This is a genomic window from Nostoc sp. CHAB 5715 (assembly GCF_020829685.1).
In the GTDB taxonomy this organism is placed as follows: Bacteria; Cyanobacteriota; Cyanobacteriia; order Cyanobacteriales; family Nostocaceae; genus Nostoc.
Map to the genome: position 1 here is coordinate 1 of NZ_JAIVFR010000159.1, position 9,869 is coordinate 9,869.

Genomic DNA, 9,869 nt, shown 5'->3' on the forward strand with positions numbered 1-9,869 from the left:
TCAGTTACAAGAGACTGTCGAGGCTTTCAAAGTTAGTTAAGTTTGTCATTAGTCATTAGTCATTAGTCATTAGTCATTAGTCATTAGTCATTAGTTAAATGATGAGTCTTAACTAATCCCCAATGCCCAATGCCCAATGCCCAATGCCCAATGCCCAATGCCCATTTTCAAACTGAGTTTCAAATTCTTAATCTTCATAAAGTTATAAATACCATTATTAACTTTTTAATAATACTTGTCTCAGCTTCTACATTCATGTCGTAAAGTGCAATTGTAATTGTGTAATCTAAAGACAGCAAAGCTAATTATTCAATTGAGGTCTGATGACTCCTACAATCATGCGTCAGCTTTGGTCAGTGGTTGAAACTGCCCAAGCCAAGCTCCTCTTACAACTGGATGATGCTAGCTTGGTGCAGTGGTTAGTAAAACAAACCGAAACACAAGTGTTGTTAGATTCTAACGAAACTGATTATCTGTGCCACTACATTCAATCTCGGCTAGCCCTTATACGTGATATTGTCCATGAACGTCAGTGTTCATGATAGCAAAATCACGATAAATTGATTGATAGTCAAGTGTTATTACTATTGACTATTGGCTTTTTGGGGAAAATAACCTTCCACTAAGCAGTCAGAGCCAACTACACGCCAACGAACACGTTCTAAAGACAATGCTTCAGTCATGGTAGTAAAACCTAAATCACCCACAGGTGTGGGAGCAATACTACCACCAATGATTTTCGGGGCAATAAATGCTAAGACTTTTTGCACTGCTCCTTGAGCGATCGCACTAGCAGCTAAAGTTCCACCACATTCCCACAAGACGCTACAAAAACCCCGCTCATACAAGTACGCCATAGCCTTATCTGGTGTAAGTGATGTTAATTCCACCACCTCCACCCCCTGCTTGAGCAACAGTTCTTGGAAGTCGGGATTAGCACCTTTCTTTGTCAACACCAAAGTTGGAGCATCCGCAGTTTGCCACAGATGGGCATTTTCCGGTAAGTTGAGATGGCGACTCATCACCACCCGCAGGGGATTATGTGCCTCCACCTGACGGGTGGTTAAGTAAGGATTATCTTGTCGGACTGTATTACCGCCGACAATTATTGCATCGCAAGCCGCTCGCAGTTGATGTACTTCACTGCGGGCTTCTTTGCTTGTCACCCAGGCGCTATGACCAGAGGTAGTAGCAATTTTGCCGTCTAAAGTCATGGCATATTTTAAAATTCCTAAAGGTCGTTTGTAGAGAATGCGATGCACAAAAGCTTCATTTAGCTGATGACAAGCTGATTCTTCTACTCCTACCAACACCTCGATCCCCGCCGCACGTAAACGGGCAATACCACCTCCAGCTACTAGGGGATTGGGATCAACCATCCCCACCACCACTTTTGCCACCCCTGCTTGGATCAATCCTTCTGAACAAGGGGGAGTACGCCCATAGTGATTGCAAGGTTCTAGGTTGACATAGATTGTTGCACCACGAGCGCGATTCTCCTGGGGAGAGGCTGCGCCAACACCTGCTGCTCTTAAGGCAAACACTTCTGCATGAGGCTCGCCTGCACGAGGATGAAACCCCTCGCCTACAATCTCGCCATCCTTGACAATCACCGCTCCCACTAGCGGATTTGGCGAAGTCCGTCCTAAAGCGCGGCGAGCAAGTTCCAAACACCGCAGCATCATGCGAGAGTCAAAGTCACTTCCGATCTTTTCCTTGGGTGTTGAATTCAATCCAACTGCTGACTCCACTAGATGTATATTTTCCTGAGTATAATTTGCTAAGGATGCATCTGCTTGAGCGACTACTGGGGAATTATCCATAATTTTAGGCAACACTGTAAATATTCTGCACGCGATCGCACAGCCTTTTCACAGGAGAATCGCGCTTTGCTCCTGATAATTAAATAGAGTTAAATCCAGGCGCTATTATTGGCTATCTCAGCTTATGTGATATTTCACTCAACTGTAGCGTTAACTATCCACTTCTAGTCAGGAGATATCAACATTCCTGCCTGTGCCGCTCCCTGCACAGACAAATCTTTCAACCAGATGCACCAGTCCAAGGCCCAATCGGTTTCTCTGGTAGTTCCTGCTGATAGATTTCCTCTTTGTAGAGTTGAAAACCTCTTGCTTGGTAATTGGCAAGTGCATGACTACCATCCAAGCTGCACGTATGAACCCACACTCGCTTTGCTCCCATCGCCCAAGCTTTTTCTACACCAACACTCAGTAAATGTCCACCAATAGACTGCCCGATAAACTGTCGTAGTAGACCGAAGTAGGCAATCTCAACGTTATCGCCTGGTTGTGCTTCTAGCTCAATATAGCCTGCGGGTGTTCCTGAAAGATATGCTACCCAGGTGTGGAGTTCTGGACGGTTTAGGTATTCTAACCAGCTTTCGTAGCTCCAGTTTAAACGGTTTATCCAATACCAGTCGCCACCTACGCTTTGGTATAAAAAGCGATTTAACTCAGGGCATGGAATTTCAGCACGGATGACCGTAAGTTTTGGATTGCTTGAAAAAGTAGGACGAAGCTGACTTGGCTCAAGCATTTCTAAGTACCAGGTGGTCACATCAATTAACATATAGGAATCCGGTTTGATTGCTGAAAAGGTTTTAAATTACAATTCTTCCTATAGCCTTTTTCATTTATTTGAACCAGAATCTCCTGTAGGATAGTACAGCTAGCTGTGCTATCCTACCATTTACAGCCTTGGTACAAGTTCCTTTAAGCGATCGCTTCCATCGCCCAAGACGGGCCAACCATCCCCTAAGTAGTAACTTTTACTTAAGTAAACGATGCTGTAGCCGACGTTTTATCCAAAAGTTATTCCTAAAGAAGTTGACCTTACCTTGTTCACGATCCGCTCCTGAGTCTGCAAGGTTTTGTTTCTTTTTTCTCCAGTGATCGAGGGAGTAAATATTAAAGCTGCTACCTGCGAGCAAAATAAACAGCACAATCCCGTAAGAAAGCATGGAAGTAGCTGCACCCCAGTTTTGTATCGATGTCACCCCTAACTTCAGAATGATCATCAGGGCAAAGGTAACAATTAAAGCGCTTCTGGTTGCTAACCCAAGTGTGATTAACACGCCCACAATTAACTCTACAGGAGGCACTAGGTAAGAGTTTATCCTCACCAGAAATTCTGGGAAATAAGAATTTGCTAGTTGTTTGACAGTATCTTCAGCGAATCCTGGGACGTTAAAAATGCGAGTGAATCCGTGATTAAAGTAATTCACACCGATGAGAATTCGCAGCAACAAATAGGCGATCGCAACATCCTTTGATTTGAGACTAATGTGGGTTCTATTTTCATTCATTGCCTGAACTCCAACTATGGTAAGCCGACTGTAATTGATTGAAATTGCAGAAATTAGGAAGGATTTAGCGGTTTTGAGAGCTAACGTTTTTTCATAGATATAATTAAGCGAACTGAGCGATCGCTGAATAAGTAAGTGTGAAGCCAAGTAAGTAATACTAAAAAACGACTGCGATAGCCAGGAAGATATACTAAATGAACTCCTAGCCACATCAGCCAAGCCAAGCATCCTGTAAAGGCAAATGCACCAATTTTTCCCACACCTGAATAACAGCCAATAATCGCTAATCTTCCCTTGTTGAAATAGCTAAAATGCTCTGGTGATTTACCTCGAAATTGCCGTTGAATATTTCGGGCTACAGCAACACCCTGCTGAAGTGCCTCTGGTGCAACCCCAGTTAATGGTTTACCGTTATGTTCCATATATGCCAGATCCCCAATGGCATAAATATTCGATTGCTCTAGCAATTGTAGAGTGGGATGAACAAGTAACTTTCCCTTAGTTGCTGAAGATACCTCCTCTGATGTTGTGGGATAATTCGCCTCTAACCCCGCAGTCCAAATAACGGTTGCAGTTGGAACTACCTCATCGTTTTGTAAATGTAAAGATTCAAAAGTCACTCTAGTCACTTTTGTTTGCAGAGAAACCTCCACTCCTAGCTGATGTAATCGTTTGTAGGTGTAAGTTCCCAACTTCTTTGGCAAATCGGCCAATAAGCGATCGCCGGATTGCACGAGAATCAACCTCACTTGCTGCCAAAGTGTCGGATAATCTCGACGCAAGTGGCCTCGAAGCATTTCAACGAAAGCACCTGCAACCTCAACACCCGTTGGGCCACCGCCGACGATGGTAAAAGTCAGCAGTTGTTGGCGTCGTGATGAATCAGATTCTTGGATAGCTCGCTCAAAACAAGAGAAAATGTGATTTCGGATTGCTATTGCTTCTTCTAATGTTCTCATCGAGAAAGCATATTCTAAAGCTCCAGGAACTCCCAAAAACTGGGTTTGGCTTCCAGTTGCCAGCACAAGAAAGTCATAGGTGATTGAACAACTGTCTGTTTCAACAGTTTGCCCCAAAAAATCAATTTGCTCAACCTTAGCCATCAAAAACTGAACTTTAGACTTATTTCGCAGAAAAGAGAATCGCCGTAATATCGTGCGGATAGGGTAAGCAATGTACTCAGGTTCTAATTGACCTGTCGCAACCTGATACAACAACGGTACAAAGGTGTGATAGTTGTTGCGATCGATTAACAATACGTCTGCACCAGAATCAGCTAAAGATTGGGCAGCTTGCAACCCACCAAATCCAGCGCCAACAATGACAACGCGGCGACTGTTCATTCTTCCCCTCTTGATTTAGCTAGCCAGCCAAGTTATTAACTCTCAATATATTGATAACAAATTATCGATAGTGCCATCAGCACTTAGTACAGCATTTCATTAATTCGTAGCGAATTAATCAAAGGCAATACCCTGCAATGCCAATGTGTCGGGTGACAATGCCAATGTGTCGGGTGACAATGCCAATGTGTCGGGTGACAATGCCAATGCCTTCCCCTGGATTAAAAACGCTACGCTTTTACGCAAAACTGTACTTAGATCAAATAGGTCTGAATTCCCCACTCAAGGATTGCAGAATTCAGAATTCAGAATTCTGCATTCTTCTTCAACTTACAGCGTCGCTGCAAGTTCCTTTAAGCGATCGCGTCCATCGCGGAAGACGGGCCAACCATCCCCCACCAGCACTGCTTCTACCCGACTCAGTTGAGCCAACCTGCGAACCGAAGCAATAGCCTCCTCTCGATTCAGCAGCTTATCATCTGGTAATATAGTTAAGCTACCTGCTTTGCGTGCCCTGACTAAATCCCCTGTAATCAAAGTCGTCTCCTCCAGTAACAGAGCCAATTCACCGGGAGTTTTCGAGCCTTGGAGTTCAATTACTTTTAACCCAGGTACGAACTCTTCACCATCAGACAGCCAGCGATCGCAAGGTATAGGGAAAGTATCTTTTTCTGCCACGGGGCCAGCTATTTTAGCATAGGTTTGATCGGCAATTTCTTTACTTGCCCTGACATGCTCAGAATTCGTCAGCACAATCCAAACTACACCACCGAGGGATTTCAGATGATTCCAATCATGGTTTGATAGGGCTACTGGGTCAATCAAGATGTTGCCATCTGGGCGAATCCAGGCAATCCCATTGAAATCAATATTTCTTGCCGGATTGAAATTAGACCAGCTATAGAGATCGGGACGGTGCAAAGATTTCATGATGATTCTGGATCAGTATTTCAGTAATTGACTATTAATATCAATAATTAAGTATATAGATAATAAGGGCATTGGGCATTGGGTTATTTTCCTCATCTCCCTAATCCTTCCTCTGAATCTGGAATTTGAGTATACTACGATAAATTAATCGATATTATGGATTTCATCTGGGTTAGAAAAATTCCTGCGTAACCGCAATAGAGATCAACGGAGGTATAGGGGTGAGTAAGATTGGGTGGCAGAAAATCTCAGCGAAGGCAGAACAGTTTACAGAGTCGGTGATTCGGGAAATGACGCGAGTTGCACTGCAACACGGTGCGGTGAATTTAGCGCAGGGGTTCCCTGATTTTTCGTGTCCCTTGGAGTTGAAACAGGCAGCTTGTGAGGCAATAAAGGCAGATGTCAACCAGTATGCCATTACTTGGGGCGATCGCTTATTTCGTCATGCGATCGCGAATAAAGTCCACTGGTATCTCGGCTTAGATATCAATCCCGAAACCCAAATCACCGTCACTTGCGGTTCCACAGAAGCAATGGCATCTGTGATGTTAGCGACAGTTGATCCCGGTGACGAAGTAATTGTATTTGAGCCATATTACGAAAACTACGGCCCCGATGCGATTTTAGCTGGTGCTATACCCAGGTACGTGACACTGCATCCCCCCCATTGGACATTTGATGAAGCACAATTGCGTCAAGCTTTCAATGCCAATACCAAAGCTATTATTATCAACACACCCCACAACCCCACAGGTAAAGTCTTCACCTGTGAAGAACTCACCCTAATTGCTGAACTTTGTCAAAAATGGGATGTGTTAGCGTTCACTGACGAAATTTACGAACATATTCTCTATGATGGCACTCAACATATTGCCCTAGCGACCCTTCCCGGCATGGAAGAACGCACCGTTACTATTAACGGTTTATCCAAAACTTACAGCGTCACTGGATGGCGAGTCGGCTACATTCTGGCAAACCCCGAATTGACAGGAGCCATTCGCAAAGTCCATGATTTTCTCACCGTTGGCGCTCCTGCACCATTGCAACGAGCCGGAGTTGCTGCCATGCAACTGCCACCATCCTATTATGAAGAACTAGCCAAACTTTATCACCAGAAACGAGACAGCATTTTACAGATTCTAGATCAAGTTGGCATTCCCTATTTCGTTCCCAAAGGAGCCTATTACGTTCTTGCAGATATTTCCAAATTCGGCTACAAAACTGATGTTGAATTCACTTACCATCTAATTAAAGATATTGGTGTGGCCGTAGTTCCCGGTTCCAGCTTTTTTAGCCAACCAGAAAAAGGGCATTCATTGATCAGATTTTGCTTCAGCAAAAGACCCGAGACATTACAAACAGCGAGCGATCGCTTACTCAAATTGCAATCAACTCTACAACCTACATCCTAACACTAATTTCTTCTCTCTGCGCCCTCTGCGGTTCGTTATGATGAGCGGTTCTGAGTTCATGGGACGCACTTGTATGCTGTGTGCAAAAATGTGCGATCGCACTGCAATGGCTTGTGAGATGATGAGCGATGACGCGAAAATGATGGAATCTGCTGCTTGCCGTAAGTGTGCAGAGTCTTGCAAAAGTATGCACATGATGCCCGCATAATTCCACGACAATCTAGCAGAAGTTTCTCTGCAACCTAATATTCAAGCGCTCAGATTCTTTGCATCTGGGCGCTTGAAGTAAAGACTTAACTAATCAAAGAATTAGCATTGCTCACACTTTTATGGAACTACGCTTGCACCACAAAATCTGAGGCTGTCAAAGCCGACGCACCAGCGAGTGTGGCAAATTGACCACCACTGCTAAAACCAGACAATATGCCATTTTGGTTGTAGAATAAGCGCCCATTCACAGCGTCGTAGACAATCCGTACACTGCTGATGCCCTCTAAAATTGTCAATTGATGCAGGTCTAAACCAATACTTTAAAAAGCGTTAGTATTACTTAAATTACTTCCTGGATTAGAAGCGATCGCACTCAAAGTAGTCTTATCCAGTACAATCTTGTCACCTTGGGATCTATTGAAGTCACTAATGGTATCTAAACCAATAGCAGAGCCGTTAAAAGCAGCACACAGCAAGATATATCCTACCAGAATGTCTGCAAGCGCATCTCGCAGGCGCGGGCTATTCTGCGAGAGGAGTTGAGGGGATATTTTATAGGGGAGGATGGGACTGATAGGGATTTATCGGTTACGCCAACCTTAGATGCAACAGAGTCTGCAATTAGGGAAAAGTCCCAGAGGAATGCGGCAGTTGAACCGATTGTGGGCGAGACGGTAACGTTATCCGTTGCGGTGGAGGAAGTGGAGATTGTTGTTGGTGAAGAACCGAAGGAGGTAACACTATCAGTGCAGCACTCTGAGTCGGCTCCTATTGCAGCGATCTCTGATGAGAAGTTAGAGGTAAAGAGATATGGTTCTCACTGCGTTGAGGCGGCGCTGTGTGAAAGTTGGTCTGCACCGATTTTGGCTTTGGCACAGTTTGATGAAGAAACTCGAAGTTGGAGTAATTTCTATTTGGCGGTGCAGAGGATGCAACAACAGCCTCTTGTAGGGAAAGGATGGGGAGAATTTGTGCGATCGTCCCGCTCTCCTCCTTAGTATCGTCTTATTGGAACTTTATAAATTTATAAGCCCAAATATAACCAGACTTGGCTCTGTGAAGGGCAAATACATCGATATACGTATTGAACCAACGAACAAAGCGAAATTCTACTGCGGTATGAAATGCTTCTAAGGCTTCTGCAAAGGTTTGTAAAGGTTTGGTAGCCCATTGTCGCCTGAATCCACCCGTCAATTGATGCCAAAAAATGAAGTGTAGGCACAAAAGACCAAAATTTAGTCTAGTTGATTGGATCGCAAAAACTAGGAGCTAACTCTAAAAATTCAGAAATAGATAAAAGGAAACGTCTATAAAATGAGGCTGAACAATTTTGTTATACGCTCCCATGCCAGTATATATTCTCAGCTAACTATAAACCTCATGTTGGCTTGCAAGGAACTCTAAAAATATTGGCTTGGCTTGGCAATCAATATTTCCAACCTCGTTTTTGTGAACTTCATTAACTAACAGGAGAATCATTTATGTCCGATACTACTGGTGGACAGCAGTTTTATTCCGCTTTACAAGCAAAAGCTATGGCGGCGCTTAAAGATACCCTTAAATCCCCACTTTATCCAATTCAGTTTCCCTCTCAAGGTGACTTTTTCTGGTATTACCAAAACCCAAGCCAGGTCTTCAACCAGAGCACCTTTGATTACATCAGCGCGAACATATCACCGGGTGATGTGCCAGGGACTGCTAAGCTTTCTGGCTCAGGAGGCTTCCCAAATGCTTACACCCAAGTAATCTCCAGTATTGCGTTTACGCTAAGCAAAAATGACCAAGCAGCATTAAACAAAGCTCAAAGCGATGCTGCGACCCAAGGTGCAACAATCGTCACAGATTTTCAAACCTCTTATGGTCAAATTACAGACGCTCAATTGCAAGATGCAGCAACGAAATACGGGCAGTATATTGTTGGCAATAAGGTTGACTACATTATCAACGTGGTTTTGGGAGGGCAGTGGAGCGGTAATCAGGCAGCAAATAAGCCTCCATTGCCTTACCAGCAAATGGTAAATGCGCGAAATCTGCAAGATCTACTCCCCTACTCACCTCCAGGTGCCGATCAGGTTATCTCGGATGTCTCGATTTACCTGAATCTCATGAAACCGGTCATCGGGCTTCAGACTCAGATACAGCAGGGGTCTTGGATTATTGCCCAGTTGCAAGGTAACACTAAAACTCCTTCTGACTCTAATGGCGGGATCAAGACCGTCAATGCAAATACTGGGGCAGTGTCGCCTAACTTACAAGTAGGCTACAGCATTTCCAAAGCCCAGACAGCTATCCAGAACGACCTAGACAGCAACAACACTATCAGCTTTGGTATGACAACCTCGCAGGCATCTGGAGGGAGTGTCAGTGTCAGCATCGAAGGGCAAGCTGGTTTCTCTGTCGGCTCTTGGCTTACATTTACGACAACAGCTGGTGGCAGTTACGATATGTCCAAGGCACAAGGAACAAGTACAGATGCCTCAATCACGCTAACGTGGAAAGGCTACTCTGTAGTGCCGATAACTCCAACAGCTTGGCAACAAGCTACCAATGTTGGCTGGTACTACACAGATCCAATTGCACAGGCAGTCAACAATGGTACTCAAGACGTTACCGGTTTCAAATTCCTAAACAAACCAGCCTACGATCTAC

At 44.3% G+C, this 9,869-nt stretch carries 13 protein-coding genes and 1 pseudogene; 6 read left to right on the forward strand and 8 right to left on the reverse strand.

Going from position 1 to position 9,869, the window contains the following annotated elements; translation table 11 throughout:
* Positions 1-129 precede the first annotated feature (129 nt).
* Positions 130-264 carry a hypothetical protein gene (locus tag LC574_RS37945; RefSeq protein WP_267871493.1) on the forward strand — a complete coding sequence of 45 codons (135 nt, stop codon included), beginning with the start codon at positions 130-132 and terminating at the stop codon, positions 262-264.
* 59 nt (positions 265-323) lie between these two features.
* The gene (locus LC574_RS11075) at positions 324-542 is read left to right on the forward strand and encodes a hypothetical protein (RefSeq protein WP_229453568.1); all 219 of its coding nucleotides are present in this window, start codon (positions 324-326) and stop codon (positions 540-542) included.
* Between the two features lie 42 nt (positions 543-584).
* On the opposite strand, the gene ribD is transcribed toward LC574_RS11075, so the two are convergent.
* The 6 genes from ribD to LC574_RS11105 all read right to left on the reverse strand — a co-directional run bounded on the left by ribD (position 585) and on the right by LC574_RS11105 (position 5,598).
* Positions 585-1,823 (reverse strand): bifunctional diaminohydroxyphosphoribosylaminopyrimidine deaminase/5-amino-6-(5-phosphoribosylamino)uracil reductase RibD, encoded by a 1,239-nt coding sequence (ribD, locus tag LC574_RS11080; RefSeq protein WP_229453569.1) that lies wholly within the window; start codon positions 1,821-1,823, stop codon positions 585-587.
* Between the two features lie 220 nt (positions 1,824-2,043).
* On the reverse strand, positions 2,044-2,589 hold the full coding sequence (locus LC574_RS11085) for a GNAT family N-acetyltransferase (protein WP_229453570.1): 546 nt from the start codon (positions 2,587-2,589) through the stop codon (positions 2,044-2,046).
* Between the two features lie 199 nt (positions 2,590-2,788).
* Entirely contained in the window at positions 2,789-3,325 is a 537-nt protein-coding gene (locus tag LC574_RS11090; RefSeq protein ID WP_229453571.1) for a DoxX family protein, read from the reverse strand.
* A gap of 80 nt (positions 3,326-3,405) precedes the next feature.
* Entirely contained in the window at positions 3,406-4,668 is a 1,263-nt protein-coding gene (locus LC574_RS11095; RefSeq protein ID WP_229453572.1) for an NAD(P)/FAD-dependent oxidoreductase, read from the reverse strand.
* Between the two features lie 114 nt (positions 4,669-4,782).
* Positions 4,783-4,950 carry a hypothetical protein gene (locus LC574_RS11100; protein ID WP_229453573.1) on the reverse strand — a complete coding sequence of 56 codons (168 nt, stop codon included), beginning with the start codon at positions 4,948-4,950 and terminating at the stop codon, positions 4,783-4,785.
* 48 nt (positions 4,951-4,998) lie between these two features.
* Positions 4,999-5,598: an MBL fold metallo-hydrolase gene (locus LC574_RS11105; protein ID WP_229453574.1), complete on the reverse strand. Its 600-nt coding sequence runs from the start codon at positions 5,596-5,598 to the stop codon at positions 4,999-5,001.
* A 221-nt stretch (positions 5,599-5,819) separates the two neighbouring features.
* On the opposite strand from LC574_RS11105, the gene LC574_RS11110 reads away from it, so the two are divergent.
* Positions 5,820-7,010 carry an aminotransferase class I/II-fold pyridoxal phosphate-dependent enzyme gene (locus tag LC574_RS11110; RefSeq protein ID WP_229453575.1) on the forward strand — a complete coding sequence of 397 codons (1,191 nt, stop codon included), beginning with the start codon at positions 5,820-5,822 and terminating at the stop codon, positions 7,008-7,010.
* Positions 7,011-7,044: 34 nt separating this feature from the next.
* A pseudogene (locus tag LC574_RS11115) lies at positions 7,045-7,218 on the forward strand (four-helix bundle copper-binding protein); the annotation flags it as partial.
* A 127-nt stretch (positions 7,219-7,345) separates the two neighbouring features.
* Here LC574_RS11115 and LC574_RS11120 read toward each other — a convergent pair.
* Together LC574_RS11120 and LC574_RS11125 are read right to left on the reverse strand one after the other, a co-directional pair.
* Positions 7,346-7,516, reverse strand: coding sequence for a hypothetical protein (locus tag LC574_RS11120; protein ID WP_229453576.1), 171 nt, complete (start codon positions 7,514-7,516; stop codon positions 7,346-7,348).
* A gap of 24 nt (positions 7,517-7,540) precedes the next feature.
* On the reverse strand, positions 7,541-7,696 hold the full coding sequence (locus LC574_RS11125; protein ID WP_229453577.1) for a hypothetical protein: 156 nt from the start codon (positions 7,694-7,696) through the stop codon (positions 7,541-7,543).
* Between the two features lie 63 nt (positions 7,697-7,759).
* On the opposite strand from LC574_RS11125, the gene LC574_RS11130 reads away from it, so the two are divergent.
* Positions 7,760-8,218: a hypothetical protein gene (locus LC574_RS11130; protein ID WP_229453578.1), complete on the forward strand. Its 459-nt coding sequence runs from the start codon at positions 7,760-7,762 to the stop codon at positions 8,216-8,218.
* A gap of 483 nt (positions 8,219-8,701) precedes the next feature.
* The coding region (locus LC574_RS11135; protein ID WP_229453579.1) for a hypothetical protein at positions 8,702-9,869 on the forward strand (1,168 nt) is incomplete at its 3' end.

Bases quoted from the DNA above. Each gene is read 5' to 3' on its own strand.
- LC574_RS37945 (WP_267871493.1), top strand. From the start codon at position 130: ATGCCCAATGCCCAATGCCCAATGCCCAATGCCCATTTTCAAACTGAG.
- LC574_RS11075 (WP_229453568.1), top strand. From the start codon at position 324: ATGACTCCTACAATCATGCGTCAGCTTTGGTCAGTGGTTGAAACTGCC.
- ribD (WP_229453569.1), bottom strand. From the start codon at position 1,823: ATGGATAATTCCCCAGTAGTCGCTCAAGCAGATGCATCCTTAGCAAAT.
- LC574_RS11085 (WP_229453570.1), bottom strand. From the start codon at position 2,589: ATGTTAATTGATGTGACCACCTGGTACTTAGAAATGCTTGAGCCAAGT.
- LC574_RS11090 (WP_229453571.1), bottom strand. From the start codon at position 3,325: ATGAATGAAAATAGAACCCACATTAGTCTCAAATCAAAGGATGTTGCG.
- LC574_RS11095 (WP_229453572.1), bottom strand. From the start codon at position 4,668: ATGAACAGTCGCCGCGTTGTCATTGTTGGCGCTGGATTTGGTGGGTTG.
- LC574_RS11105 (WP_229453574.1), bottom strand. From the start codon at position 5,598: ATGAAATCTTTGCACCGTCCCGATCTCTATAGCTGGTCTAATTTCAAT.